25 protein-coding genes and 1 tRNA gene are annotated in these 25395 nt (G+C 67.4%); 11 read left to right on the forward strand and 15 right to left on the reverse strand.

Features of this window, described 5'->3' with window-relative positions:
- Window positions 1-140: 140 nt before the first annotated feature.
- From H521_RS0118740 to H521_RS0118785, 10 genes are all read right to left on the reverse strand, one after another.
- Complete coding sequence (locus H521_RS0118740) at window positions 141-782, reverse strand: nuclease-related domain-containing protein (RefSeq protein ID WP_022894546.1); 642 nt, start codon at window positions 780-782, stop codon at window positions 141-143.
- Window positions 779-955 carry a hypothetical protein gene (locus H521_RS25985; protein ID WP_022894547.1) on the reverse strand — a complete coding sequence of 59 codons (177 nt, stop codon included), beginning with the start codon at window positions 953-955 and terminating at the stop codon, window positions 779-781. The genes H521_RS0118740 and H521_RS25985 overlap by 4 nt, the downstream gene beginning before the upstream one ends.
- Window positions 952-1185: a DUF7455 domain-containing protein gene (locus H521_RS0118750; protein ID WP_040425042.1), complete on the reverse strand. Its 234-nt coding sequence runs from the start codon at window positions 1183-1185 to the stop codon at window positions 952-954. The genes H521_RS25985 and H521_RS0118750 overlap by 4 nt, the downstream gene beginning before the upstream one ends.
- A 75-nt stretch (window positions 1186-1260) precedes the next feature.
- Window positions 1261-1485 (reverse strand): hypothetical protein, encoded by a 225-nt coding sequence (locus H521_RS24360; RefSeq protein ID WP_022894549.1) that lies wholly within the window; start codon window positions 1483-1485, stop codon window positions 1261-1263.
- Between the two features lie 100 nt (window positions 1486-1585).
- Window positions 1586-1762, reverse strand: a complete 177-nt coding sequence (locus H521_RS25990) for a hypothetical protein (RefSeq protein ID WP_022894550.1) — start codon at window positions 1760-1762, stop codon at window positions 1586-1588.
- Between the two features lie 106 nt (window positions 1763-1868).
- Window positions 1869-2123 (reverse strand): hypothetical protein, encoded by a 255-nt coding sequence (locus H521_RS0118765; RefSeq protein ID WP_022894551.1) that lies wholly within the window; start codon window positions 2121-2123, stop codon window positions 1869-1871.
- A gap of 155 nt (window positions 2124-2278) precedes the next feature.
- Window positions 2279-2644, reverse strand: a complete 366-nt coding sequence (locus H521_RS0118770) for a hypothetical protein (RefSeq protein ID WP_022894552.1) — start codon at window positions 2642-2644, stop codon at window positions 2279-2281.
- A 383-nt stretch (window positions 2645-3027) separates the two neighbouring features.
- Complete coding sequence (locus tag H521_RS0118775) at window positions 3028-3471, reverse strand: DUF6993 domain-containing protein (protein WP_022894553.1); 444 nt, start codon at window positions 3469-3471, stop codon at window positions 3028-3030.
- Between the two features lie 248 nt (window positions 3472-3719).
- A tRNA-OTHER gene (locus tag H521_RS25995) sits at window positions 3720-3798 on the reverse strand.
- Between the two features lie 377 nt (window positions 3799-4175).
- Window positions 4176-4457 carry a hypothetical protein gene (locus tag H521_RS0118785; RefSeq protein ID WP_022894554.1) on the reverse strand — a complete coding sequence of 94 codons (282 nt, stop codon included), beginning with the start codon at window positions 4455-4457 and terminating at the stop codon, window positions 4176-4178.
- Window positions 4458-4619: 162 nt separating this feature from the next.
- On the opposite strand from H521_RS0118785, the gene H521_RS25230 reads away from it, so the two are divergent.
- Entirely contained in the window at window positions 4620-5045 is a 426-nt protein-coding gene (locus H521_RS25230) for an SH3 domain-containing protein (protein ID WP_156891559.1), read from the forward strand.
- 79 nt (window positions 5046-5124) lie between these two features.
- Here the strand turns inward: H521_RS25230 and H521_RS24370 are convergent, their stop codons facing one another.
- The 4 genes from H521_RS24370 to H521_RS24375 form a co-directional block, all read right to left on the reverse strand.
- A complete protein-coding gene (locus tag H521_RS24370; RefSeq protein ID WP_156891561.1) occupies window positions 5125-6522 on the reverse strand; it encodes a hypothetical protein in 1398 nt (465 codons plus the stop codon).
- Complete coding sequence (locus H521_RS0118800; RefSeq protein ID WP_022894557.1) at window positions 6519-8957, reverse strand: ATP-binding protein; 2439 nt, start codon at window positions 8955-8957, stop codon at window positions 6519-6521. The genes H521_RS24370 and H521_RS0118800 overlap by 4 nt, the downstream gene beginning before the upstream one ends.
- A 1026-nt stretch (window positions 8958-9983) precedes the next feature.
- A complete protein-coding gene (locus H521_RS0118805; RefSeq protein WP_022894558.1) occupies window positions 9984-10538 on the reverse strand; it encodes a hypothetical protein in 555 nt (184 codons plus the stop codon).
- Window positions 10539-10720: 182 nt separating this feature from the next.
- The gene (locus tag H521_RS24375) at window positions 10721-11296 is read right to left on the reverse strand and encodes a hypothetical protein (RefSeq protein ID WP_022894559.1); all 576 of its coding nucleotides are present in this window, start codon (window positions 11294-11296) and stop codon (window positions 10721-10723) included.
- Window positions 11297-11333: 37 nt separating this feature from the next.
- On the opposite strand from H521_RS24375, the gene H521_RS0118815 reads away from it, so the two are divergent.
- The 3 genes from H521_RS0118815 (at window position 11334) to H521_RS0118825 (ending at window position 12744) form a co-directional block, all read left to right on the forward strand.
- Window positions 11334-11519 (forward strand): hypothetical protein, encoded by a 186-nt coding sequence (locus H521_RS0118815; RefSeq protein WP_022894560.1) that lies wholly within the window; start codon window positions 11334-11336, stop codon window positions 11517-11519.
- A 177-nt stretch (window positions 11520-11696) separates the two neighbouring features.
- Window positions 11697-12131, forward strand: coding sequence for a hypothetical protein (locus H521_RS0118820; RefSeq protein ID WP_156891563.1), 435 nt, complete (start codon window positions 11697-11699; stop codon window positions 12129-12131).
- A 130-nt stretch (window positions 12132-12261) separates the two neighbouring features.
- On the forward strand, window positions 12262-12744 hold the full coding sequence (locus H521_RS0118825; protein WP_022894562.1) for a hypothetical protein: 483 nt from the start codon (window positions 12262-12264) through the stop codon (window positions 12742-12744).
- On the opposite strand, the gene H521_RS26000 is transcribed toward H521_RS0118825, so the two are convergent.
- Window positions 12702-13115: a hypothetical protein gene (locus H521_RS26000; RefSeq protein WP_156891565.1), complete on the reverse strand. Its 414-nt coding sequence runs from the start codon at window positions 13113-13115 to the stop codon at window positions 12702-12704. The genes H521_RS0118825 and H521_RS26000 overlap by 43 nt on opposite strands.
- A 232-nt stretch (window positions 13116-13347) precedes the next feature.
- On the opposite strand from H521_RS26000, the gene H521_RS25235 reads away from it, so the two are divergent.
- The 7 genes from H521_RS25235 to H521_RS0118865 all read left to right on the forward strand — a co-directional run bounded on the left by H521_RS25235 (window position 13348) and on the right by H521_RS0118865 (window position 25378).
- Window positions 13348-19122, forward strand: coding sequence for a helicase-related protein (locus H521_RS25235; protein WP_022894564.1), 5775 nt, complete (start codon window positions 13348-13350; stop codon window positions 19120-19122).
- 350 nt (window positions 19123-19472) lie between these two features.
- Complete coding sequence (locus tag H521_RS0118840; protein WP_169514020.1) at window positions 19473-20456, forward strand: hypothetical protein; 984 nt, start codon at window positions 19473-19475, stop codon at window positions 20454-20456.
- 44 nt (window positions 20457-20500) lie between these two features.
- On the forward strand, window positions 20501-20845 hold the full coding sequence (locus tag H521_RS0118845) for a hypothetical protein (protein ID WP_022894566.1): 345 nt from the start codon (window positions 20501-20503) through the stop codon (window positions 20843-20845).
- Window positions 20846-20940: 95 nt separating this feature from the next.
- Window positions 20941-21483, forward strand: a complete 543-nt coding sequence (locus H521_RS26005) for a hypothetical protein (RefSeq protein WP_156891569.1) — start codon at window positions 20941-20943, stop codon at window positions 21481-21483.
- A 55-nt stretch (window positions 21484-21538) separates the two neighbouring features.
- Complete coding sequence (locus H521_RS0118855) at window positions 21539-22027, forward strand: hypothetical protein (RefSeq protein ID WP_022894568.1); 489 nt, start codon at window positions 21539-21541, stop codon at window positions 22025-22027.
- Complete coding sequence (locus tag H521_RS0118860) at window positions 22024-24678, forward strand: hypothetical protein (RefSeq protein ID WP_022894569.1); 2655 nt, start codon at window positions 22024-22026, stop codon at window positions 24676-24678. Before H521_RS0118855 ends, H521_RS0118860 begins: the two co-directional genes overlap by 4 nt.
- Window positions 24679-24799: 121 nt before the next feature.
- Complete coding sequence (locus H521_RS0118865; RefSeq protein WP_022894570.1) at window positions 24800-25378, forward strand: hypothetical protein; 579 nt, start codon at window positions 24800-24802, stop codon at window positions 25376-25378.
- Window positions 25379-25395: the final 17 nt, after the last annotated feature.

The following is a 25395-nucleotide window of genomic DNA, read 5'->3' on the forward strand; positions in this document are numbered from 1 at the left end:
CACCCGGTACGACAAGCTCGCCATCACCTACCGCGCCGCCGCCGTCCTCCACGCGGTCATCGCCTGGGCGAAGCACTTGTCAGACACGCCCTAGGTCCGATGCGGCGAACGGACCTCTTCAGGTGTAACTCGGCCTCTGCTCAGAGGTCGAAGCCGGGGTGCTCGGTGATGCGCCTGCGTGGCGGCGTCGGCGCGGTCGCCTTCCTGGCAGTGAGACCGGCGAGTGCGACGAGGAGGTGGGGATCGCCGGGCTCGGCGCCGAACCTGCGCCAGAGATACCGGTCGGTGAAACGTCTGCCGGAGATCGCCCTCGCGCCCGTGGGTCGGTAGAGGGCGAGGTTCAGCCTCGACCTCGCGTTCGAAGGGTGGACGACGAGAAGCGGGGTGTCGAGCGTAGCTTCGACGCCGGACTTCTTCAGCATCGCGGCTACGGCCTTCCTCGCGACGGGGAGGGTCTTCTTGTCGGCGAAGGCGAACTTCTCACGGCCGCGCCTGGTGTGTCCGCCGAAGGTCCAGTAGAGGCCCGGCTTCCATACCTTCGAGTCGATCAGGGTCACGGTCCGCCCGGTGACGACGGCGTGGTCGATGTTCGCGGTGAAGCCTGGAATCGGGATTCGAAGGTCGTGGAGCACCGACGGTCCGTTGGCATGCGCCATGCGGTCGAGCGCGGCAGCGGTTAGCTGCTCCCCGACCTGCCCGATCCGTGCGACGTTCTCATTCGCCGCCCACGAGGCATCGGTGAGGGAGGCCCCGGCGCGGCCGACGATGTGCCCGCGGCTCATGCGGTCGCGCCGGTGATCGTATTCCAGATGATGATGCCGACGATCACCGTGACGACAATGACGACGGTGACCTTCCCAGCTCGGCTGCCGAAGGCGTTCGCGAGCTCTTCGCTGGCCTCCTCACGGTTGCGCTGGAAGACGGACTTGGACTGCTTCGGCTGCTGGTTGCTCATGCTCTCTCCGATGCGGCGAAGGAATCGAGGATGAACGCCGTCTCGTCGAGGATCCGCACCGCCTTGATCTCGATGCGGTCTCGGTGCTCGCGGAAGTGGTGGCCGCAGAACAGGAGCTCGCTCGCGCGGTCCTCGGAATGTGCAGGGCCGGAGCCGGTAGGGAACCAGGCGACAGCGTACGCGCGAGCTTGGCACTGATCGCAGCGATCGGCGGCGGTCAGGGTCGGCATCTGCTCGCCCTGCTCAGTCGCCGGTGCGATGTCGGTGGGTGGTGCTTGGGTCATGCCGCGGATATGCGCGGCAGGTCAGCCTCGGACGTAGCTGTCGAGAGAGAGGCCTGCCCAGTGAGCGAGCGCGGCGAGCGAGTCGATCGATGCGCGCTCTCCCTGTCCGATTCGGGTGAGGAGTGCACCTCCGACGCCGGCTTCGACCGCTGCGCCCTTCCGTGTGATCGCGCGTTCAAGCCGCACCTGGTCGAGGTCAGCGGCGAATGCGGGCATGTCGAACGAGGCCACAGGTTTCAGCGGCATCCGTCACCTCCGGCCTGCTGGCCGTATCGGTGCTGGCATCGTCTCGCCCTCCAGTGCGCACGCCGGTCGTGCGACTCCGCGAGGGATATGCGCGGCAGCTTCAGACGGCTGCGAACTCGAGGATCGCCTGCTCTGCGCCGGCCTGAGCCGACGGGTGCTTCACTGCGAGCTTCCGGAGCTTTCCGACCGTCGATCCAGCCTGCACGGCACGGGCGATCTCGCCGACGGGGTCGTCGCGGTGTCGCTGCCGGCCGAGCCAGGCATCCAGAGAGGTCACCGTCCCATCGTCGCATCCGTCGCGCGGATTCGGAAGCAGCGCCCCCGCGCCGCCATGCCAAAGGCCGTCGAGGGAGCCTTCGTCATGGCGAGAGTTGCCGGGCCGATCAGCTCCCCGCGGCGGCGGGATCGAGGATGCTCGCGTTGCGAAGCTCGATCGCCCGACCGAGCATGTCGTGGAGTAGCTCGAGGTGCTCGGCGTCAACGATGATGGCCTCGTCGCAGTCTTGGTCGGAGATCGTCACCTCGCCGCCGCCATCGTGGTCGAAGGCGACCGTCACTTCCGGCGCGCCGTCCAGGGGTGCGGTCAGCGTCGTCTCGGTGATGTACTTGGCGTCTTCGACGAAGGCACGGTTGCTCATGCCGGGGATATGCGCGGCTGTCAAGGAGGACGTGCTCGCCCCGCCACCACGCCGAGGCGCGCCACCGCACCGGCAACGCAGAGGATCGCGAGGCAGCCGAACGGGAGCCAGTTCGCCGGCCGAACCCGTGATGAATCAGTCGTCTGGCTGAAGCCTCAGGAGTAGAGCCGGCGGATCGTGTTCCGCACCGTGCGGTGCATCGCCCGGAGCATCGCCTGGTGTTCGGGGGAGCCGAACGCCCCAGCCGAAGCGTCGAGCACGGCGTCCGCGCGCCGAGTCATCACCTCACCGCCCGGGTGTTCCCAGGAGCGGAAGGTCAGCGCCGTCGTCGCGATGCCCTCACCGTCGAGCACCGTCGTCGCGCCCGTCCTGTGAAGGTTCAGCCCGACGGTGAAGGAGAGGCGCGCGGAGTCGTCATCCATCTCGAGGATGAAGCCTTGCAAGTCGACCACGCCGGCGACCGTGCGGAGCTCGCCGTGGCGCTGGAGCTCCACGGACGGCGCAGCGTGCTGAATCGACATGCGTCCATCATGCCCGACGACTCCCGGACGAATGAGACCCCCGGCCGCAACTCGAAAGCGGCCGGGGGTCATAGCGGCGCCGGAACTCCCCAGCGACCAGGCCGAATGAAGTGGAATCATCAGGGCCGTACGCCGCGAATCTGGGGTGAAGGGGAGACGTGGCTCCCGATGAGACGTAATAGGGCGGTGGGCCCGCAGACTTTTCGCGTCGCGATCGATCGGCTACCGGAGCGGATGCGGACCTCGACAGCCGAAGCAGTCGGGGTCTGGTGGATCCCGATTCCCAAGAGGAGAGGTGACACCCAGCCGATCAGGCTGAGCGGATCACCCCCGACTTCGGTCTGCGCGGCACCGAGCACTGCTCGTGCGGGCGATGGCGATAACTACTCGACAGGGGGAGTCGGCCCGGCGAGGCACGCCCCGTCGAGCGGGACATCGACGACGGTCGTCAGCCCTCCGACGGCCGCGCCGTTCTGCCCGATCAGGCAATCGCCCTTCCAGAGGACTGAGAACGAGACGGAGTCGGCGGCGAGCCCGGTCGGGGTCTCGTCAGGTGTCACCTGCATCGCGGCGCGATCGAACCCGGCGGTGATGAGCGCGGACGTGAAGTCCCGGCTCGCCGTCGTGCCGGACGCGGAGACTCCGCTCGCGACCTGGGTGAAGAACGGCAGGTTCGCTTCTGCATCGCCGTCAGGCACGAGGACTGCCGGGGCTACGGGAGGGGTTGTCTCGGGAACTGGTGCCGGCTCAGGGTCGGCCGCGCATCCGGTGAGGGCGAGGGCAGCCGCGCCGAGCACGACGGGGACGATGATGTTGGCGGCCCTCATGGGCGACCTCCGATCTCGAGGTGGGAAGTGGACGCGTGTCGCACGCAGGTCGTCCGCTGCAGGGTGAAAGGAGAGGCCCAGGAGGTGCCATGAAAACCCCAGTCCGCCTTCGCCGTGTTGAATGCTGGTCCTCCTGAGTTTCGGCGTTGACGTGCGACACGCATGGTGGTCTCGTCCGGGATCGAACCGGCCGGTTCCGCCTGGATCGGCGGTGTGTTCCGTTGCAGCAACGAGACCAGCGGGTGTCCTCACGGCGGACGGGAATCGAACCCGCCACCCGGGACTCGCTAGCAGTCCCGGCCCGTACCCGTACGGAGTAGCGCCTTGCCACTTCCCCCGTGAGGAACCCTGGCGAGCCGCACTGGAGCAGCTCGCGTAGTGAAAGTCGGGCCTGTCCGGTCAGTTCTAGACCCCGATTCTTGCGACCTCGACCGGGCTTGAACCGGCCCCGCGATCTGGCGGGGGAGCACCATGGCTCCTCAAGGCCTCACCGATCAGATCGGTGAAGAAGATGTGTGTCGTTCCCGTGTGGAGTTCTACGTTCGCCCGGCTTCCCGGGCTCGACCTGCATATGCGCGGCACCGACCGGAGTTCGTGCGGGCAAGCAGCTCATTGAGCTGCGACGGCGAGCAACAGCCAGATTGCGATCGCCGACCAAGCGGCCAGAACACCCACGAGCAGCCCTGCGCGGACGAGCGCGCTCATCAGAACGGCACCTCATCGCAGGCGACTGCACCGGCGGAGAGCTCCGGCGCCGCAGCAGGGGCGAGGACTCTGAGGCTCTTCACGAACGGGTTCCGGTGACCGAGCTCGCCACGGACGACGAACCGGCCCTCTGGCGCATCGACACGGAGGCGGCTGCCGTCGAGGTAGACGAGCCCCGTCACCTCGTACTCCGGCTCGATGACGGAGGCGAAGGTGAACGCGACTCTGTCGCCGGTGCGGATGGCGGCAACGTCGTATCGGCCGTCGGTCAGGTGATCCATGTCTGTGCTCCCTTCACCCGACATATGCGCGGCGATGCCGGCGCGCACCTGGCTGCCCTTTGCGCCGAGATGCAACCGAAGCAGCTGAGCCGGACATCCGTGATTGAGCACGCCGCACAGCGAGCTCCGCAGTTCACCTGCACCGAGACGAAGGAGAATCCCTTGAAGGCTGTCCTCAAGAAGTTGGCGGCCGCAACTGCCATCGGTGCCGCGCTCTCCCTGACGATGATCGCGGCGCCAGCGCAGGCCGTCGTCCCCGTGCTCTCCAGCAACATCCAGCTCTGCCGGTACTTCCCGCACGACGGCTTCGGCGGGCAGCTCCAGTACAGCGACGGCGGCTCGAGGTGCGCCCAGGTGTACACGAACACGAACCTGAACGTCCGGACCGGACCCGGCGCTGGATACTCCTACGCCGGCTACACCCTGACCGCCGGCAAGGTCTACGAGTTCGATTGCTGGTCGACCGGCAGCTACGTCGACGGCGACAACATCTGGCTCAAGGTCTACACCGCTGGTGGCAGCCGTTGGGTCTCCGACCGGTACGTGTACACCGGAGCCAATGTGACGACCACGCTCCAGCCCTGCTGAGCTCCCCGATCACGCGCTCACCCTACGAACAGGGGCCCGGCATGCATTGCCGGGTCCCTGTTCGCTTGCCGCCTGCTGGTCAGCGGTTCATCCGCAGCCGCCGGGGCGCGCGCACGTCACCGGCAGCGCCGGTACCTTCCCCGAACGGCTTGAACGCCGATGACTCCGGTCGAGTCAGCGGCGGCACCGGGATCCGGTCGAATCCAGCCTCCGTGACCGCGATCGGCCACACCTCAGGTGACCTGCCCGCGCCGCGGCGCATCCAGAACGGCACCGAGCGGAGCGCCCCGACCTGGTCGAGCACGGCGGTGAACGCCGCATCGTCAGCCGGTTCGAACGGAACATCGAACACGTCTACGAGGCTTGCCCGCTCCCACGGCTCGATCGCAGGCCCCGATGGTCGATCGCAGGTGAGGGTGAGGAAGTCCTCCGACACCATGCCCTGCGACGGGAACCACTCGCGCCAGTCGGCGACGAACATCCGCGATGCGGTTCGGTCGAACGAGACGCCCGGGTAGTCGCGGACGGCGGAGGCGACGGCCTTCAGCACGCTCGACCGTGCGTCGCGGCCGCCGATCTTCTTGTCCGGGCGCTCGGCGACGACGAACACGACGACGAGGCCCGAGTCCCGCATCCGGCGGGTGTCCAGCAGCTCCGCCCACCGGCGCACCTTCCTGTCGAACGAAGCACCCGCCGAGGCAGTCACCTCCACCGCGATGCGGACACCGTCCGGGCGGATGAACGTCGCGTCGGCTGCGCGCTGCGATCCGATCGCGGGCGGCAGACCGAGACCGGAGTGCCCGAGGAGGTCGACGGAGGAGGTCTTCTCGCCGACGACCATGCCGAGGTCGCACCACTCGGCGGCGCGGAGGGCGAGCTCGGCGGTGAGGATGTTGTGCCGGTCGAACTGCCCGCCCGACTCGAACGGCGAACCGCCGGTGACGGACAGCCACTCCGCGTAGCTCAGCTGCGGCTCGACCCGGTCGCGGAACGCGTTCGTCCGGCTCGGCCGGTAGAGCGACGCGCGGTCGGCGTTCCGCCCGCCGAGTAGCGCGTTCGTGAAGATCCCCACGTCTGCGAGCCCGGTCTGGAAGAGCTCGGCCATGTCGATCGACCGGCCCGAGGCGACCTTCCCGTGCCCGGTGAACGCTGCGATCTGCTCGCTCGTGACCGTCCGCCACGAGTCGAGGACGCCGAGGAGGTCGAGCCTGCGCTCAAGGACGACCGGGTCGAACATCCGAGACCATGCCCGGTCGGCGTCCGCGGCCAGGTGCGCGGGGAGGTGACCGAGCCCGGCGGCGACCTGGCGGCGGGCGATGTCCTCGCTCACCCACGAACCCTGCGCGCCGAGTGACCAGACACCGTCCCAGTACGGGTCGAGGCGGGTGTGCGCGCGGAGCTCGGGCGCCGGGCACGCGCTCGGGAGGCCGGCCATCCGGACATTGCGGCCGGGCGCTGTAGCGTAGGCGACGCTCATGCTGAGCCGAACCCTTCGTAGGCGGCGAACCGGTCTCGGGTGCCCCAGAAGTCGTGCATCTTCAGGGTGAACGGGCTGAGCTTCCTGCCGTCGACGGTCGCCTTCACGATCGCCTCGAACCGGGGGAGCGTCGCGAGGTCGTCGGCAGTCCACTCGTCACCGCCGAGCGAGAGTGCGTGCGCGAGAGCGGAGGCGACGTCGGGGTCCGACTGGCCGAACATCACCTGCGTGCCGTACGAGAGCACCGACCGGCGCACGTCCGGGTGGAGCTGCTCTGGCCACTGCGTCGCCATGAACATTCGAACCCCGTACGACCGGCCCTGCTCGCGGAGCCAGGAGATGACCTCCGGGCTCGTGCCAGCGAGCAGCTTCAGCTCGTCGGCGAAGACGCTCACCCCGCGGCCGGCTTCGAACCATCCGGAGCAGTTCGCCTTGATCGCCTGGTATAGCGTGTACATCAGCATCGACGACATCTGCGTCTTGAGCTCATCGTCGAATTCCTCGTGGTTCCGGGCGATGCCGGTATTCACGATGACGACTCCGTTGTGCTGAAGGATCCGCTCCCACGGGATCCGCGTCGGCCGTGACCACCACTGCTCGGCGCCCATGAACGCGCCGATCTTGTTCCGCGGCGCCTTCGTGAACTGACCGCGTTGTGCGGGGGTGAGCCCGGAGTAGAGCCCCTGAAGCGCCTCGGCCGCCGCCTGGAGGTCCTCGTCACCGGCGCCGGTCGGTGCGACCGCGGCGGAACGGATCGCCCCGGCGAGGGCGACCCCGAGGTCATCGCCGCGCTGGCCGAGGAGGATGTTCACGTAGTAGAAGGGCGACGCGTCGGTCGCGACTCCGGGCACCTGGGAGGCGATCGCGGGGGTGACGACGAACGCGCCTGTGAGGACCTGTGTGAGGGTGTTGAACGACTCGACGCCGACGGAGCCGACCTCGAACGAGTACTTCATCGCGTTCACCGTCCTCCGGGCCCGCTCCCGCGCGGACACGTTCCCGAACGCGAGCACGTCGACCGCTACCGTCGCCGGGTCGGACAGGTCGAGACGGAGGACTGGCAGGCCCGCGACCCGCGCCCACTCCTCGTACGAGTCCGCGCCCTCACCCTTCGACTCGAACGCGATGAGGGTGTTCTGCGCACCGGGCCAGTCGGCGACGGGGGTGCTGACGTCGCGTTGGAACCCGCACCAGGTGAAAAGCGCCTGGATCAGCCGCGACTTCCCCGACCCGGGCAGGCCCCAGATCATCGTCCCCTCCCACTGGTCGGCGGCGGAGAGGTGAATCGGCAGGCCCGTACCGGAGTCGACCCGGCCGATGAACGGGCCGATGCGCTGCTCCATCACCGGCGGGTGCGCGGCGCTCCTCGCGGACTGCGAACCGGACGCGGCGCCGCCGTGCGGTGCGACGAGAGTGGCTGGCAGATGCGCGCCGACGAGGAAGCCGGACCCCGTCAGCGGGTAGTCGCCGTCGAACGCCTGCACCGAAAGCCCGTCCTTGTCCATCCGCTCCCTGCGCGGTCGACGCGGTGCGATGACCCGGTGGCCAGGCGCTGGGAGCCTGCCCGACTTGGCGCCGCGGCGGATGCGGCGAGCGGGCGAAGGGAGCAGTCCGCTCGCGATGCTGACACCTGCGGCCATGACCATCCCGCCTGCGGTGAACGGGACAAGAGTGGGAAGACCGGCCAGGCTCAGCAGCGGCCCGGCGAAACCGCACGCGGCGATGACTGCCCCGGACATCGTGATCGCCGTACCGAGGGGGAGCGCTGTGACGCGCCTGGCCCGTACAGGGACGTCGAAACCGGGGATCGCCGCGGCGACCTGGCGGACGAGGGATGCCGCTTCCGCATGGCTGCCCGCCCCGGCGAAGACACCCATGACGATCGACGTCGACGCGACCGAGTGATGCGTCGGGACGGACCCGCCACCCATCTGCCCGGCGAGCCACGCCTGCCACCGCTTCAGCTCCCAGCGGGTCTTCGGGCGGAGGACTGCAGCGACCCATTGCCCGGTGCTGAGGGTCGACGCGAGGAGCCGCGAGACCTCCGCCGGGTCGGCGCCGGTCTGAGTGTCACGACCCACACGGCCACCGCGCTCGGAGACCATCACCGCAATCGCCCGGCCGGCCATGAGCTCGTCGACGGCGGCGGTGTCGATGACCTCCTCGCCGCGGGCGGCGATGGCCTGTGCGAGGTGGAGCATCGCTGAGTCGGCAGCGCTCGAGTCCGGCGACAAGAGGTAGTGCTCAAGGCCTGCCTCACTGCGGCGGGTGAGGAGGGTCGTACCGTCCGCGATCACCGAGCCGAATGAGCCCGCGCGCTGCACGATCGCGGTCGGGTTCACGTCCATCTGCCCGGCCTTCGTGAGTCGCCAGACCCGCACGTGCGCGCCGCCGCCGAGTCGGTTGAGGGGAGAGTCAGGTGTGCCGATCCGCATACCCTCACCAATGCGGCGAATCCCGGCAGGTCTCGGCGGCCAACTGGCCCGATTTCAGAAATGAGATTCCCCGCAAGGCAGCCCTCGCCGGACGCCCCCGGCCCACCCAGCTGCTCTCAGCCCTCTCTCCGCCCACGGGTACCACCTCGTTCCTCGCCGGTACCCGTGGCCTCCGTTCACGCTTCGCCCTGTCAGCGGGTGTCACCTCAGGCCGGTGTGGCGGCCCCGCGCGGCAGCCTCTTCCTCGTCCCTCACAAGAGTCAGCCTCCAAGCGCGGTGCTGGCACTCCCGTACCGCTTCGCTGGTCGTGCCGCACTCCGCTTCGCTCCGTGCCGCTTCGCGTCTGCCGTGGCGTCCCCGGGAACCTGCGGTCCACCGTGTACTCAGCGTCATCCGTGAAGCCCCCGAACCGTGCACTCCCCGTCGACGATGCGCCACCATGTGCCCCTCTCCGGCAGTGACATGACCTTCAGAATCAGCCACCGCGAAGCAGCCCCCGGCAGGGGTTCACAGTCACCTGGCTTCCCGATGAGGCCGCCCCGGAAACCCCCGTTCCAGAGACGAGACGGTCACACCCAGCCTCCATCGCGAAGCGCCGCCGCAGGCGGGGACCACCCCACCCTGCAGACAACACGACGAACCAGCCACCCCGGACACCCCCACGTCAAGCCGGCATCACGGACGCACCGCCACCACCGCGAAGCGCGCGCCGCAGGTGCGGACACGAACCTGCCGAAGACACCAGACACGATGAAGCCCGCCACCCCGGACACCCCGAACAGACACTCTCCGGAGACACACCCCGAAGGGGTGCAGCAGACACGACGGCCGCGCGCCGCCACGTTCCGTGTCGCCGCCCGAAGGGCGGAAGAGCAGACGGACAGCGGACACACCGACCTCGTGCAGACACCGACCCGATGCGAGCGACCGAAGGGAGCGGGGCGAGGCGCGCCAGCGCCGAGCCTCTTCTAATGGCATCCGTCGCGGCTACCGCCGGGCACGAGCAGCTGGGTGCTCGGACAGTCGCTAGCGCTCGGCTGCAGAGAGGAGTCGGCGGGCAACTCCGAAGGTGGTGTCTTCGTTCATCCAGGTGATCTCAACGACGATCACGGGTGGAGTGTCGACCCGACGCCTCAGGTCGATCGGGATCAGTCCGTGGCGGTCAACGGACGCAATGGGCATTGGCGGCAAGTGGAGCGCAGCTTGATCCGACGCTGACACTCCCGACACGGTGACATTGAATGCCGGACCTCCGGCGTTGAAGAGCGCGAAGTCAGCCTTCTTCCCTGGCCTGGATTCGCCTGTGTCCAGGTCGAGGATCTTGTTGCGGGTGATTCTGACCGCCCACCGGTCGTTGCCAGTCGACTCAGCATCATCGGCGTCACCGAAGAAGATCTTGGGAAGGATCGTGTCTCGGATCTTGCCCGGGATGTCCTCGGCGTTGATCTCGGCGATGTCCGTGCGAGCGGCGCTTACCTGGCGGGTCGCCCTGTAGGTGAAGTATCCGATCACTCCCGTGACGCCCACGCCGACGATGCCGGTGATGGCTGAGATCCAGTCGGTGATGCTCGGTTCGGACATGCGCCGATCGTAGCGGCGGCCGCTTGCTCGTGTCGCGTCTCAGTGTCCTCGTCACGTCCGCACGCTGTCGAGTCCGGAATCAGGGAGCGTGGATGTCCGTGTCCGCAGTGTGTCCGTGTCCGATGTCAGCTGCTTGAGGTGTCAGCCCCGGCGCTGTCCGCTGCTCGTGTCTGAGCTCCATGTCAGGCAACGGTGATGTCCGGGCCGAGACCGAGTGGTGCGACCGCAGTCCGGAAGGAGACGACGAATGCGGCTTGGAAGTTGCCGAGCGGGAACGGGATAGGCCGCTCGTGGAGGAGGGGCGCACCCGCCGCGGTGAGCCCGGGTGCGAGCGCACGGTACGTCAGCGTATGGCAGATGACGACCCCGTCCGGGGTGAGGCTCTCGATGTCGCGGACTCGGGCCGGCGCGTGCTCGACGAGCGTACGTTGGCGCCTTCCTGGTGAGAGGTGATTGACCGGGAACGGTGACAGGTCGATGAGCCAGACACCGTCCGACCGAAGCCGGCCGAGCAGCTCGGCGCGGTCGTCGCCGGTGAGGACCCGCTGACCGTAGAGGGCGATCACGACCGCGCGGAACAGGTTGTCGTGGCGGCTGACCGTCGGTGCGTAGAAGAAGCGGCGGTCGGCGGCTGCCGCACCGGGGGCGGGTGCCGATTCGGCGACGAGGAGCAGACGCACTGGGTTGGGCTTCCACTGCTTGCGGAGCTGCTGGTACCAGGCGTCCTCGGTTCCGGCCAGGTCGTCGGTCTCAGGCATCCGTGCACCTCCGCCATTGCGCGCGCATAGACCTGGCATGCAGACGAACCCGCGCCGAGCCCAAACCTTCCGACTGGCGGACTCCACCGTCATGAAGATCAAGGAGACCCTGTACCTGACAGCGACCAGGTGGCACCTCGCGTGCGACGAGGACCCGCTGCTCGAACCGTCCGTGAACGCTGCCATCGACGCGCTCCTTGGCTGGCCAATCGGCCCGTGGTGAGACCGCGGAGTTGACCGGGCGGCGTGCTGCGTCGATGGCCATGCTGCATCGTATCCACCTGACGATTTCAGAAGTGATATCGCTCCGTGAGCCACGAGGAGTGGTCGCTTACTAGCCGGCGCACCGGCGAAGATCCGTCCGCGCATATCCCCGGCACAACCCGAGGGAGCCCCGACGATGAGCAGCACGGCCGATCAGGACCGGACCCAGTTCAGTAGCGGCAAGCACGAGAAGCTCACGGCCGCATGGTGCGTGTATCTGGTAGCCAAGAACGGGCGCACCCGACAGCAGTACGTGTGGGCAACGACTTGGGACGATGCCATGGTCGCGGCCGAGCGCGCGAACCCGCGGTTTCAGGCACACAGCGCTGGGCCGAGCGTCGACGCTGCCCACGCCCGTCCGCTCCACAACCTCGCCAACCCGATCCTGGTCGAGTTCCGCGAGGCCATCGCATCCGGCGATCCCTACGCGACACCGGGAGACTGGCTCGCGAACCTCGACGCGATGGAGACCGGCTCCGATGCTTGGCGCTGGCGCGACACCCCATACCTCGATCACGCCGAGCGCGTCCTGACGCTCCTCGCCGCCCTCACCCCGAAGGCGTCCACATGAAGACCTGTCCCAACTGCCGCGGTTCGGGCATGGTCGCCTACGGCCCGTGGGCCCCCGCCCGCCGAAGAGGACCTGCCCCACCTGCAACGGCACGCGAACCGTACCCGACAACTATGAGGAGGACCGACCCGTGAAGACCCCCGCCCAGATCGCGCACGCGCTCGTCTGGCCGACGCCGGACACGACCATCCACACGAGCCTCGCGGCAACCGCCCTAAAGGGCTACGACGGCGACCTCTGCGATTTGCTCGTGAAGGCCGTCGAGGTCGACCGCGCCCAGCGCGAGCCTGCCGCCGCCCACGCCGGCGACTGGGAGGTGACCTCATTCGAGGATGGCCCCGACGGTGAAGATGGCAAGTGGATCACCGTCGAGACTTACGATCCTGACCGCGAAGCCGCGAACGATGACGACGGGCCGGTGTGCGCCGCCTCGATCCTCATGTCGGCGATCGAGGCACTCGACCTCTACCGCGCGCTCGGCTCGGCAATCGCCGACCACGCGCCCGCACATCTGCCCGAGTACGACACGTCAGGCAGCGCGAGTCGCCAGCACTACATCGACACCGGCACCTATCTGACGCACGACGAAATCACGAAGGAGGTGGCGCGATGAGCGAGGGAATCCGCGCGGTCACGTACCGTCATTACGTCGTGTGCGTGATCTGCGGCAAGCGTGCCGAGTCCCGTCTCGCCGATGAGCGCGGCGGCGCATTCAAGCTCGAACGCGAGCACGCCGCCCAGCGCCGCGCCGAAGGTTGGCGCGTGTTCGCCAGTTCGTTCTAGGAGCCGAGCTGCGGTCACCTCGAGGCGGTCGCAGACAGGGAGGAGCCTGGCCCACAGGTCGGTGTCGAGCCGGACGTAGAGCACTTCGCCATCTCGGTTCACCGCAGGGCGCGGGGCAGCCGTCGGCTGGCGACGGAGCGCGCGCATCCCGAGGCCCTTCCTGACGATCGTGTCCACGAGCTCGTCGGGGCTCAGGCTCATCCGCTCGCACCTAGTGAGGAACGCGTCACGGACTGGAGCGCGTAGCCGCAGGCCGACGGGCACCTGGCATTCGATCGGTGCCCCAGGGGCGTGGCGCCACCTCTCAACGGTCTCAATCGCGATTGCCATGCCCTTCATATGCGCGGCACCGCGACTGCCTCACGCGGCGAGTTCGCCGCGCATATCCGGGTCAGACACGAAGAGACGACACGACGCACACGAGGACGACACGATGAACCGCACCGCCCGAGCCAGCCTGGCCGCGCTGACCACCCTCCATGAGCTCAACGGTGAAGCGACCCCCGAGCAGCGCGAGATCCTCACCGGATTCACCGGCTGGGGCGCGCTGGCCCCCGCACTCTCGCTCATCCCTTCGGAGGAGTGGCTGCCGACGGCGGACCTCCTCGACACGCTCGTCAGCCCGGACGCGCTCGACATCGCCCGCGACGTCTGCGACACCTCGTTCTTCACGCCGGCGACCGTGACCCGTGCCGTTTTCGACCTCCTCCGCGCGACCGGCTTCACCGGCGGCCGCGTGCTCGAGCCCGGTTGCGGCTCCGGCGCGTTCATTGGCGCTGCACCCGCGGACCTGCTCATCGAATGGACCGGTGTCGATATCGACCCGACCGCGACGGCGATCGCCCGTGCACTGCACCCCGCCGCGAACATCCTGACCGGCGGGCTGCAGACTGCTCGCATCCGCTCCGGCAGCTTCGACGCCGTCGTCGGCAACGTGCCCTTCGCCCGCACGACGGTTCACGACCCGAACCTCCCGTCGAAGTCGCTGCACGAGTACTTCATCCTGCGCGCGCTCGATGCCGTCAAGCCCGGCGGCTACGTCATCGTCGCCACCAGCCGCCACGTCCTCGATGCTGAACGGGCGGACAGCGCCGTCTTCGAGGGCGCCGACCTCATCAGTGCCGTGCGTCTGCCGTCCGGCACGTTCCCCGGCACAGACGTGGTCGCGGACGTACTCGTGCTCCGCCGGCGCGCAAACGACGTGCACCCGGGCTGGGCGCTTCCGACCCGCTCGGTCGAGCGTGCCCTGAGCCACCGGTACGGCACCTACACCAGCGTCGAACCGATCGATCACGAAGTGGCAACAGGGGAGCACCGCACCACGATCTCCGGCCGCTGGACCGGACACGAGGCGTGCATCGCAGGCACACTCGTCGCGACCGGATACGACCCCGCACCTCTCCGCGTGCACGCTGCGGACATCCCGGCCGCGATTTCAGCCGCCACCGCAGCCGCGGCCGCGTACGTCCTCGAAGTCCCGCAGACGCCGACCGTCGGCAGCCTCGACGACGTCATACTCGAAGACGAGCTTGGCCGGAAGGTCGGGTCTTTCCAGATCATCGACGGCACGGTTATGCAGGTCCGCGAGAATGGCATCGTGCCTGTGGCCCGCGCCGGCGCCGAGCTGCGCGCGTTGATCGCACTCCGCGACGCTGCGCTCGAGCTCATCGAGCAGGAGTCGCACCCTGAGCGACCGGATGCCGTGATCGCCCCGGTCCGCGCGGCTGCGCTCGAGCTCTACACCGCGTACGCGGCGAAGTTCGGCGCCTTGAACCGGGGCAACCTCGTCGAAGGCAAGGTCGATCCGGAGACCGGTGAGCCGACGTACTCCTGGCGCCGGCCGCCGATGGGCGGGTTCCGCCGCGATCCCGACTACGTCTCAGTCCTCGCGCTGGAGCAGTTCGACCAGGGCACCGGTGAGGCTGGCCCCGCTCCGATCCTCATCCGCCGAGTCGGCGCGTACCCGCCGCGCGCAACGACCGCGGCATCCGCTGAGGAAGCTCTCGCGATCAGCCTCGCGGAGACCCGGACGGTCGATCTCGCACGTATCGGCGGCCTCCTCAGCTGCGATGAGCCGGAAGCTCGCGGGCGCCTGGGCGGCGCAGTCTTCGCCGACCCGGAGACCGGCGACCTCCTGACTGCCCGCGACTACCTCTCGGGCGACGTCCGCCGGAAGCTGGAGCGTGCCCGCGCGGCCGGCGAGCGGTACGCCGAGAACATCGCGGCGCTGGAAGCGGTCATGCCCGCCGAGCTCACCGCGCTCGACATCCGCCCGCAGCTCGGCGCGACGTGGATCCCCGCCCTCGACGTGGAGAACTTCGCACAGGAGACCTTCGGCTGCCGCGTGACGATTCAGTTCACCCCGGCGATCGCGCTGTGGGAATCGGACTCGCAGAAGTGGGCCCGCGCGTCGGCTGAAGCGCAGCTCGCGTACGGGACGCGCGACAAGTCCCCGATCGACCTGCTCCTCGACGGGTTGAACGGGAAGTCCCCGACCGTCTACGACGAGTTCTACGACGCCGAGCGCGGCACCAATCGGAAGGTCCGCGACCCGCAGCGCACCCTCGCCGCAGAGGAGAAGCTTCGGACGATCCAGGACCGGTTCGCAACGTGGCTGTGGGAGGACAAGGCCCGTGCTGAGCGGATCGTCACCGAGTACAACCGCCGGTTCAACTCGCACGTCGCACGCCGCGGCGACGGCTCCTACCTGACCTTCGACGGCCTCGACGAGCGGGTGTCCCTGTGGGCGCATCAGCGAGACGCCGTTGACCGGGTCGTGTCGAGCGACCGCGTCATCATCGCTCACCCCGTAGGAGCCGGGAAGGCGCAACCGATGGACTCACTTGTTCTCACTCCAACGGGGTTCCGCCGCATGGGCGACTTCATGGTCGGTGATGATGTAATCGCGCCTGACGGTTCAACGACCAAGATCACGGGCGTGTTTCCTCAGGGGCCCCTCGGCCTATACCGGGTGACCTTCAGCGATGGCGCCGTTGTCGAGTGCAACGACGAACACCTATGGAATGTCGCGACGCACGAGATGCGGCGCGCACGAGTGCAAGATAACGGGTGGAAGACCCTCACCCTTCGCGAGATCGTCAAGTCCAGCCTGACCGACGCGAGAGGGCAGCTGAAGTATTGGGTCCCTCAGCAGGTGGCTGCAGACTTCGACGGCGGGGGTGACCGGCCTCTCGACCCGTACTGGCTTGGACTTTTGCTCGGCGACGGCTGCGTGACTACCTCTGCTGTCGACTACACGAGCGCCGACGACGAACTCGTCCAGGCCTTCGAGGCGGGATTGCCCGAGGGGCAGGTGCTCCGCAGGAGCAGCACCCGGCCGCATGACTATCACGTGAGGTCATCGACGAAGGGTGCCAGACAGCCGCTCATCCGCATTCTTCGTGCGATGGGGGTCATGGGTTCAGACGCCCCGAACAAGTCGGTCCCGACGGCCTACCTCAACGCCCCGGTCGCAGATCGTCTCGCGCTCCTGCAAGGGCTGATGGATACCGATGGCGATGTGTCGACGCGCCGTGCTCGTGGGGCGGCAGCGGACGGCGAGGTTGTCGGGTCAGGCTCGACGTTCAACACTTCTTCGATCCGACTCGCTGAAGACGTGGCTTGGATTGTGCGCTCGCTCGGCGGAACGATCGGGCGAGGGATCAATAGCCGCAAGATCGACGGCCGGCTCCACTACCGGGTCACTGTGCGCCTCCCCGAGAACTTCAACCCCTTCCGACTTCAGAGAAAAGCCTCGGCATACGTGCCCGCAAGCAAGATGCCGCCGAAGCGCTTCATTCGCTCGGTGGAACTGATCGGTGCAAAGCCAATGCAGTGCATCTCGGTCGCGCACAAAGACCGGCTATACGTGACGAACGACTTCGTGGTGACGCACAACACCCTCTCGCAGATCGTCTCGGCGATGAAGCTCCGCCAGCTCGGCCTCGCGCGCAAGCCGCTCATCATCGTCCCGAACCATCTCCTCGAGCAGATCTCCCGGGAAGCGCAGCAGGCGTACCCGACCGGCCGATTCCTGATTGCATCGAAGGACGATCTCGCCCGCAACGCCCGCCGCCTTTTTGCGGCCCGATGCGCGACGGGGGATTGGGACGCCGTCGTGATGACGCACCAGGCGTTCACGTCCATCCCCGTCTCCGCCGAGGCAGAGGAGGCGTGGCTGCAGGAGCAGAAGGCGGACCTCCGCTGGTCGCTCGCGACCGAGGGTGGCGGCGCACGCGGGGCGAAGCAGGTCGCCGCGGCGGTCCGGAAGCTGGAGGATCAGATCGCCAAGCTCCGCGGACAGGTCGCCGACGCTGGCACGATCACTTTCGACCAGCTCGGCATCGACCACATCAGCGTCGACGAGATTCACATGTTCCGCCGAGATCACGTCGCCACGCGCGCGGAAGGCTTCAGCCTCGGATCCTCGAAGCGAGCGACGGACCTCCGCGTGAAGGTCTCCGTCCTCGCCGAGCGGCGCCCGGGCATGCCGGTTCTCGCGGGCTACACTGGCACGCTTCTGTCGAACACCCTCGCCGAGTGCTACGTCTGGCAGCGACTTCTCCAGCCCGAACGGCTCGCCGCCGCTGAAGCCACTCAATTCGACGCGTGGGCGGCGACCTTCGTCAAGTACGAGACGAACGTCGAGGTCGCCCCGGACGGCTCAGGGTTCCGGATGCAACGCCGCCCATCCGCGATCCGCAATGTCCCCGAGCTGTCGCAGATGATGGCCGAGTGCTGCGACATTCTCCGCGCGGAGGACCTCGACCTTGATCGTCCCGAAGCCGAATGGGAGACGGTCGTTTGCGAGCCGGGCCTGGCCCAGGCGAGCTTCGTCTCGGGTCTCGCCGAGCGCGCCGATGCCCTCCGCTCGGGAGTGAGGAAGGGCTCGACGAACGACAACATGCTCGTCATCTGCACAGATGGGCGCCGAGTCGCGCTCGACCCGCTGCTGGTCGGTCTCGCCGAGCGGTCGCCGAAGGTCGCCGAGGCCGCTCGCCGGATCGTCGCCCAGTACCGCGCCGACGAGAACCGCACCTTCGGGGCGAGCCGAAACCCCGGCTCCCTGCAGCTCGTCCTCTGCGACATCGGCACCCCGCACCCCAGCGACCCCCAGACGTACGGCCGCCTCCGCGCCGCGCTCGTCGCCGGAGGTATCCCCATGAGCCGGATCCGCTTCATCCACGAGGCAACCACCGACAAGGCTCGCGCCCACCTCTTCGCCCAGTGCCGCGAGGGCGCCGTGTCCGTGCTCATCGGCTCCACCGATAAGGTCGGCGTCGGCACGAACATTCAGACCCGCCTGACGGCACTCCATCACCTGGACGCCCCGTGGCGGCCGTCGGATGTCGAGCAGCGCGAGGGCCGCGCGATTCGCCCCGGCAACCTCTCCGGAAACGTCCGCATCCTCCGCTACGTCACCGAGCGCACTTTCGACGCGTTCATGTGGGAGACGCTGACCCGGAAGGCACGGTTCATCGCCCAGTTCATCGCGAACGATGGCGTCGCGCGGGAGGTCGCAGACATCAGCGACACCGTGCTCTCCTTCAGTGAGGTGAAGGCTCTCGCTGCCGGGAACCCCCTGCTCCTCCGTCAGGCCGAGCTCGCCGCCGACGCGCGCCGCTTGCTCGTGATGCGATCGGTCTGGTCGCAGACTGTGAATGGGCTGAACCGCGATGCCGCCACGCTCCGGGAGCGCGCGGCATCCGCCCGAGCAGCAGCTGAGGTCACAGCCCTGGCCGCGGCCAAGTACGAGGCCGACGGTGCATCGCGCCTCGCTGGCCTCGTCGACGAGGTTCGTCAGGGACGCGGTTCGTACACCCGTTATGAGTGGCGGGGGCTCGATGTCGGAATGCGCCCCAGCGGCTACAACGAGCGCGAGACCGGCCCGCGCGTCGTGCAGGTCTGCGTGAACTACCACACCGCGCACACCTTCGTAGTGCACCCTGGCGTCGCCCGTCGGAGCCTGCGCGCGGTGGAAGAGTTCATTCTCGCGGAGCTGACGGACTGGGCGTCGCGACTTCCCATCGCTGAGGGGCGCCTCCTCGACTCCGCCGGCAGGAACGATCGAGCCGCCGACGAGGCCGCGGATGCCGCGGGTCAGGCCGTCTTCGAGCACGAGCTGGAGCTGCGCGAGGCGGAAGCGCTGCTCGACCAGGTCACCCGCGAGATCGCCGATGAAGCATCCGAGCTGCCCGTCGCTGCATGAGCGAAAGTGCCGCGCATATACCCGACAGCCGGACAAAGCCGGCGAGGAGAGGACGACGATGGACGGGTTCGGGCAGACGGCCGACATTCACGCAAGTGAACGATCGCTGTCCGACTGGCCGACCGCGTATGTCCGTGGCTGCGCTGCGATTGTCAGGAACGCGGCACGCTGCTTCCAAGCAGCACCAACCGAGGCGAACGCTGTCGAGCTTGAGCGTACGACGGCGAACCTCGGCGCCGCGGTCGAAGACTGGAGGTCCGCCTCTCGATCACGCTGACTGAGATCGAACTCCCCGGACGCATTGAGCGGTGAACGGCCGAGTCGCGATTACCGCCGCCCTTATGCGAGTCATGAGTACACTCACGACCACGCCGGCCCGGATCCGTCAGCCGAAGGGGCAGCCCATTGGCGGCCAGTTTGCGGCCGAGACGCACGCCGAGTCGACGGTCAGCCTGAAGGCACCGGAGCCGCAGGCGATCTCGGACTCCGCCATCGTCGAGCAGGCTAAAAGCTCGGCCGGCTACTACGCCCGCCGGTACAACTTCTCCCGGTTCGACGAAGAGGACATTGCGCAGGACGCGATCGCATCCGTGCTCCTCACCCGCAAGAACAAGGGCATCACAGTCCAGAAAGGCCTCGTCCACTCGGCCGCCCGCGCCCTCGCCCAGCGTCTCGTCGACGGCCACCGACGGCATGAGGACTCCACCGCGCTCACCCTGTGGAAGAAGCTCATCGAGGATGACGAGCACCGTCTCGGCCGGCACCTGACAACCGCCGAGAAGGACGAGCTCGCGAAGGAGGTCCGCGAAAGCTGGCACGACCCCCGCCACAAGCCGTCCGATACCTTCCACCGCGACCTTCACCTCGACTCGATCGACGGCATGACCGCGCCTGACCGGATCCTCGGCGCGTCGATCGAGACCGACATGCAGATGAGTCCCGCGTACGAGCTGCTCGACGGGCTTGAGGGCCACGGCGGCAACGCCGCGAAGCTCTCCCTTGCGCAGACCAGGCACCGCCTCTGGAACACGGTCATCGCGAAGAACCACGACACCCCTGAAGCGATCGCCGGATCCGTCGGCGAGTCGCAGGCTCGCAAGCACAAGACCGCGATCGGCGGTCAGATCGCCGCGGTTTGCCGCCGCTACGAGTACGGCGAGGACAACCCTGGAGAGGCGGATGCGCTGTTTGCCCCGTTCGGTGACCTGAGCGAGAAGGAACGCGGCCAAGTCGTCAAGGCACTGCTCTCCGACCCGAAGCGGGCGAACGGCATCTGGCAGTCCGCTCTCGACTACGCGAACCGCCGGAACCTGACCCCGATCGTCGCGAAGTGACCAGTTCGCCGCATTGGACCTAGAGAGAACGAAAGGCAGCTCAGATGACCAACACCATCCCCGCCGCGGTGGGCATCACAGTGCGCGCCGCCGGTGACGTGAACCTCTCCGGGGCGTGGGACACGCTCTGGGGCGCCATCCAGGGCGCGATCGGCAGCGGTATTGGGCTCGCGCTGACAATCATCGGTCTTTGCCTCGTGCTCGCTGCGGTGCTCAAGTGGATCTTCGATCGCCGCCGCGCAGGCGGAACCGGGCAAACCTCGCCGATGTGGTGGGCGATCTTCATCGGCGCGATCCTCGCCGCACCGGGTGCAGTCATTCCGATCCTGCTCACCATCGTCGACGCGCTCGCGAACGCCGCCGTCAACCTGTTCAACGCCGTCTTCTAGTGATCGCTCAGGTGAACGGGAATGAATCGATGACGGCGGAGAGGTACGGGCCGGAGGTGTTCGAGTCGTCAGTACGGGTAATCCGGCTCGGCCACATGGACGCCGACGGCGACCTCACGGTGGGCGCAACAGTCGGCGGGAACCTACGCGGGTACCGTCTCACGCCAGAGTATCGGGAGCTTCTCGAAGATCCGGGAGTCTTGCTCGGTACCGCACGTCTGAGCGCTCGGCAGCGGGCATTGCTTTGGTGGATGGGTAACCACGACATGGTGGCACTAATCCCAGGGCACGCGCCCGAAGAAGTGATGGACCTCGTGCCCGTACTTCGCAAGTCATTCGCCGCCGTTGATCCTCTCGGGGAGGAAGGCTATCGCGTCCATGTGAAGGGTGCGGGCACCTTCGTGGCCGATGAGCTCGAGATGCGGCTCATGCCGTTCATCGACGGTCAGCGACGCTTCAGTGACATCGCCGAACTCGCGACGACCCAACTCCTCGAAGACGAGCAGAACCGCACAGCGATCGCATGTGAGGAGGCCGTTCAAGGTCGCACGCTCCGCGAATCCTTCGCCGACGCTGCACTGCGGCTGGTGGCACACGGGCTTGAAACCAGTGCGATCTCGATCGAGCGGCCAGTGTAGTGCGGCCGCTTTCAACTATCGCCTCCTGAGACGACAACTACCCAGAACGGTCGCCATGTATGCATACGCACTCACCGACCTCACCGGCCGCCGCCGGAACGAGGGGCGCACGGACAGCAAGGCCGGATTCGAATACAACCGCCGGCATGCGATCATCGCCGGCATCGCTGTCGCATGCTCGCTGCCGGTGTCGGCCTTCGTGTTCCTGATCGTCGGCCCTGTCGCGTTTGTCGTCGTGCCGCTGCTCTCCATCGTGGCGGGGTTCCTCGGATTCGAGGCCCGGTCGCGGAAGGGCCTGAAGCAACGGATGTACCGCTCAGCGCTCGACAAGCGCAACGCCGGACTGAATCGCATCTATCTGTGTTGGAGGCCGATCAGCGCCAACACGGCACCGGGACGAATCGTCGTGTCCTCACGGCCCACACGGACTCCAGCGAAGACCGACCTCTTCGACGGCTCACCCATCTCAGCGAGAGGCCCTGTCATCAGTCGTGGCCGCGAGATCGCCGCCGACCCGCTCACCACGATCCTCGGAGGTGAATGACGGTGCGCCGTCGACTCAGCATCCTTATCGGCGCAATCCTCGCTGGCTTCCTCTTGGCCGCCCCGGCTGCCACGGCATTCGCCGCCGATCTCACAGCACCGGCATCCGCCGTGCACGCGGGGATCGACGGCTCCGACGCCAACGTCCCGACGCCGGAACTCCCCTTCGATGAGTGGAAGGACGCGACCGGAAAGCTGCACAGCCGGCTCGACGGTTCCATCCTCGAGAACGCCTACGCCTTCTTGTCGCGGTACGGAACCCAGCAATCGTGGATGGGTTCCGGCAATTCCAGTTACGACATCTCGCTGACCATGGTCGAGTTCGCCACAGGCATGGACATCATGCGGCAGGTCGGTGCGGCTGCGGACAAGGCCGCCGCTTCGATCGGCTCGGCGCTCGTGTCAGGTCCCGGGGCCGTCATTACCGTCGCGTTGGTCGCAGCTGCTATCCTCGCCCTCATCTGGCGACAGGCTCGGTCCGCAGAAAAGCCATGGGGGAGAGCAGCTCAGATGCTCGGCGTCGTCGGCATCCTCGCGGTAATGGCGTTCGGAGCGAACGCCTCCACAGGTACCGGCGACCAATACAAGCCCGGTCCTGGGTCGCCCGGATGGGTGGTCACCACAGTGAACGACGCGATCGGCACCATGGTCGAAGCACCCGCAGCTTCGATCGCAACAGCCATGAACCCCGCGGCTTCCGGCACCGAGGCTGACGCGAACATCAGCTACTGCGCTTCGAGCGTGGCGACCCGAACGACCGCATACATGAACGCGACAACCGGCAACGGGCACGCCCTGCCTGCTGTTCTCGGCAACCAATGGTTGAACACCGGCGGTGAGGCGTGGAAGGCCGCGCAGTTCGGTGCGGCGAACCCATACGCCGACGAGGTCTACTGTCACCTTCTCGACTGGTTCTCGAACAAGCCGGCGAAACAACAGTGGGCCGAGTACAAGGCCGACATGCTCGTACGATACGGGACCGCGCCTTCGTCCGAGAACGGCAACAAGGGCTCCTTGAAGTCCGTGGCCTGGGGCTCCAGCGACAACGTGCAGAACGACCGCTCGCTCATTGCATGGGCCGCATGCGAATGGAACGGCGCCGATTGGACGGTCCGGCCGGGTTGGGACAAGAAGCCGAAGGACGCGGACAGCGACGAGACCGAGTCCTGGATCAAGCCCGCTGATTGCGTGGAGTGGTGGACAGACGACGACCGCAAGATCGGCGACGTGTTCAACGTCGACGGTAAGGGGGAGTCCGTCGATGAGAAGGCCACAACGCCTGAGGTGCGCGACTACCTCCTCTCGCTGCACGGCACTGACACCAGTGGCGGTGTGATGGCGATCCAGGTGTTCGGTGTCGCCTCCGCACTCCAGCTCATCATTTTTGGCGGATTCTCGGTCGCCATCATCCTGGCGAAAGTGTTCGGTGTCGTGCTGACGATATCGATCCTCTTCATCCTCTTGGCCTCGCTCGCGTCCAAGAACGCGCCGCTCGAAAGGCTGGCCGGGCAAGGCAAATTCCTCCTCGGCACGAGCGTGCTCGCCGCCGGAGCGTCCATGTTCCTCGCGGTCATCGTGCTGCTAACCGACCTGCTCGCACGCTTCGGAACGGAAACGGACCTCCTCGGCCCGCCCGGATCTCCCGGACCAATCCTGTGGGCAGGGCTCGCTCCAATCCTCGCCTGCGTCGCGCTTCACCTAATCCTCACCAAGGCCCTGAAACTGCCATCCGTGTTCAAGCCGAGCGCCGCGGCGGCCTGGGGCCAAGCTGCGGGCGCAGCGGGAAGCGCAGCGCTCGGAGGGTTCGCAGGCTCGGCTATCGGCCGTCGGATAGGGAATGGCGGCCGCGCCCTGGGTCGCTCTGCAGTTCGTGCTGCCGGTCAGCGCATCGGCCTCGGAACAGGCGGCCGTGGTCCGGGTGGAAAGGGACGCCGCGGAGCAATGGCACTTGCAGGCGCAGCCGGTGCTGGTGCCGCAGCCGGGACGGACACGGCGAGGACTCGGGCTGAGGCCAAGCGACTTGCCGCTGAAGCGAAGACGTCGCGTCGAACGGAGCTCAGACAGGCCATGGCTCACAAGCGCGGCATCGACCCGGCAGCGGTCACGACCAACCGTGCACGGATGAAGGCGCTGAACACGAGCGAAGGCCGGCGCGCCCTCGCAGCGGCGACCAGGAAGGGCGCGATGACCACCAAGGACGCCTTCGTCGGCGCATTCGAGGATCCGAAGGGTGCGTTGCAGTGGGTCGGCGCTGGATCCGCTGACGCGATCCGGTCCGGACGGGACAAGCTCGCCGCCGCAACCGGAAACGCGATCGCCCGCGGCGGCAAATACATGGTGTCGGGGAAGCCCACTAAGGCGATCGCAGCGACTGCGCTCCTAGGCGGCGCAGCCGCGGTCACCCTCGGGCCCGTTGCCGCTGGCGCGGCTGGAGCCGTCGTCGCCGGCGGGCTCGCTGTGAAGGGCATCCGGCACGTCGCAGGCACCCGCGACCGACACCTGGATCGCCAGAACCAAGTCGTGGACACGTACCGGGCGCATCTCGCTGAGGTGCAGGAGAAGGCCGCGGAAGCGGAGCGGAAGAAGAACGAGCCAGCTGGTCGGGAAACGACTGCGCAATCGGTGGTGAGTCGCAATGCGAGCGCCAGTTAGACAGTTCCCGCGGATAGGATCGGCAACTATGACCGACCACAGGCAGCCTGCCGGACAACCAATCGGAGGTCAGTTCGCTGGAACGAACCGACCGGAATCGTTCGTTCGACTCGGCTCTGACATGCTCTCCGACGACGAGTACAACGCGACCGGCACCTTCCTCTATCCGCCTCGCGCCCGTTCGTTCGAGCAGCACGTCAAGTTCTGGGCGAACGTTCCTGTCTCGGATGGCATCCTCGACAACGTCCGCTACGGCTACGAAGAGTGGAAGATCAGGTGGCACAACGCCACCATCAACAGCTTCCGCTACGAATGGCAGACCAGCAACCGCATAAAGCCCGGCCGAATCACCGACAAGGAGCAGGCGGCGCTCGATGCCGCCTGCGAAGCCGAAAGCGACCGACTTGACGGCGTCCATCCGCCGGCAATCTCGTCGCTGAACACTCGAACGATCGCTCGCGTTGGGATGATGGTTTGGAATCGTACGACGCTTGCTGAGGCCGATCAAGATCGTGTCCTTGAGCTGAAGGTGGACGTGGGCGTTGAGCGCTCCGCTCGTGAGGTGTTCGAGCGGTTCGCGATCGGGAACATCCTCGACTCATTCTCTGAGCCGAACATCGAGGTGCTCCGTTCGCTGAACCATCTCCGACGTGAACAGATGGAGATCGGCCAGTCGACGATCGCGCAACTGGGCGGCTGATCCCCGGCGTGCTTGCC

Source organism: Agromyces subbeticus DSM 16689 (genome assembly GCF_000421565.1).
GTDB lineage: Bacteria > Actinomycetota > Actinomycetes > Actinomycetales > Microbacteriaceae > Agromyces > Agromyces subbeticus.

What these genes read in the sequence shown, in the direction of transcription:
- H521_RS0118815 (WP_022894560.1), top strand. Translation starts at nt 11,334, where the DNA reads ATGCAGACGAACCCGCGCCGAGCCCAAACCTTCCGACTGGCGGACTCC.
- H521_RS0118770 (WP_022894552.1), bottom strand. Translation starts at nt 2,644, where the DNA reads ATGTCGATTCAGCACGCTGCGCCGTCCGTGGAGCTCCAGCGCCACGGC.
- H521_RS24375 (WP_022894559.1), bottom strand. Translation starts at nt 11,296, where the DNA reads ATGCCTGAGACCGACGACCTGGCCGGAACCGAGGACGCCTGGTACCAG.
- H521_RS0118840 (WP_169514020.1), top strand. Translation starts at nt 19,473, where the DNA reads ATGAGTACACTCACGACCACGCCGGCCCGGATCCGTCAGCCGAAGGGG.
- H521_RS0118845 (WP_022894566.1), top strand. Translation starts at nt 20,501, where the DNA reads ATGACCAACACCATCCCCGCCGCGGTGGGCATCACAGTGCGCGCCGCC.
- H521_RS25235 (WP_022894564.1), top strand. Translation starts at nt 13,348, where the DNA reads ATGAACCGCACCGCCCGAGCCAGCCTGGCCGCGCTGACCACCCTCCAT.
- H521_RS0118775 (WP_022894553.1), bottom strand. Translation starts at nt 3,471, where the DNA reads ATGAGGGCCGCCAACATCATCGTCCCCGTCGTGCTCGGCGCGGCTGCC.
- H521_RS25985 (WP_022894547.1), bottom strand. Translation starts at nt 955, where the DNA reads ATGAGCAACCAGCAGCCGAAGCAGTCCAAGTCCGTCTTCCAGCGCAAC.
- H521_RS0118800 (WP_022894557.1), bottom strand. Translation starts at nt 8,957, where the DNA reads ATGCGGATCGGCACACCTGACTCTCCCCTCAACCGACTCGGCGGCGGC.
- H521_RS0118805 (WP_022894558.1), bottom strand. Translation starts at nt 10,538, where the DNA reads ATGTCCGAACCGAGCATCACCGACTGGATCTCAGCCATCACCGGCATC.
- H521_RS0118785 (WP_022894554.1), bottom strand. Translation starts at nt 4,457, where the DNA reads ATGGATCACCTGACCGACGGCCGATACGACGTTGCCGCCATCCGCACC.
- H521_RS0118765 (WP_022894551.1), bottom strand. Translation starts at nt 2,123, where the DNA reads ATGAGCAACCGTGCCTTCGTCGAAGACGCCAAGTACATCACCGAGACG.
- H521_RS0118740 (WP_022894546.1), bottom strand. Translation starts at nt 782, where the DNA reads ATGAGCCGCGGGCACATCGTCGGCCGCGCCGGGGCCTCCCTCACCGAT.
- H521_RS0118750 (WP_040425042.1), bottom strand. Translation starts at nt 1,185, where the DNA reads ATGCCGACCCTGACCGCCGCCGATCGCTGCGATCAGTGCCAAGCTCGC.
- H521_RS0118860 (WP_022894569.1), top strand. Translation starts at nt 22,024, where the DNA reads ATGACGGTGCGCCGTCGACTCAGCATCCTTATCGGCGCAATCCTCGCT.
- H521_RS0118855 (WP_022894568.1), top strand. Translation starts at nt 21,539, where the DNA reads ATGTATGCATACGCACTCACCGACCTCACCGGCCGCCGCCGGAACGAG.
- H521_RS26000 (WP_156891565.1), bottom strand. Translation starts at nt 13,115, where the DNA reads ATGAGCCTGAGCCCCGACGAGCTCGTGGACACGATCGTCAGGAAGGGC.
- H521_RS24360 (WP_022894549.1), bottom strand. Translation starts at nt 1,485, where the DNA reads ATGCCGCTGAAACCTGTGGCCTCGTTCGACATGCCCGCATTCGCCGCT.
- H521_RS26005 (WP_156891569.1), top strand. Translation starts at nt 20,941, where the DNA reads ATGGACGCCGACGGCGACCTCACGGTGGGCGCAACAGTCGGCGGGAAC.
- H521_RS0118820 (WP_156891563.1), top strand. Translation starts at nt 11,697, where the DNA reads ATGAGCAGCACGGCCGATCAGGACCGGACCCAGTTCAGTAGCGGCAAG.
- H521_RS24370 (WP_156891561.1), bottom strand. Translation starts at nt 6,522, where the DNA reads ATGAGCGTCGCCTACGCTACAGCGCCCGGCCGCAATGTCCGGATGGCC.
- H521_RS0118865 (WP_022894570.1), top strand. Translation starts at nt 24,800, where the DNA reads ATGCTCTCCGACGACGAGTACAACGCGACCGGCACCTTCCTCTATCCG.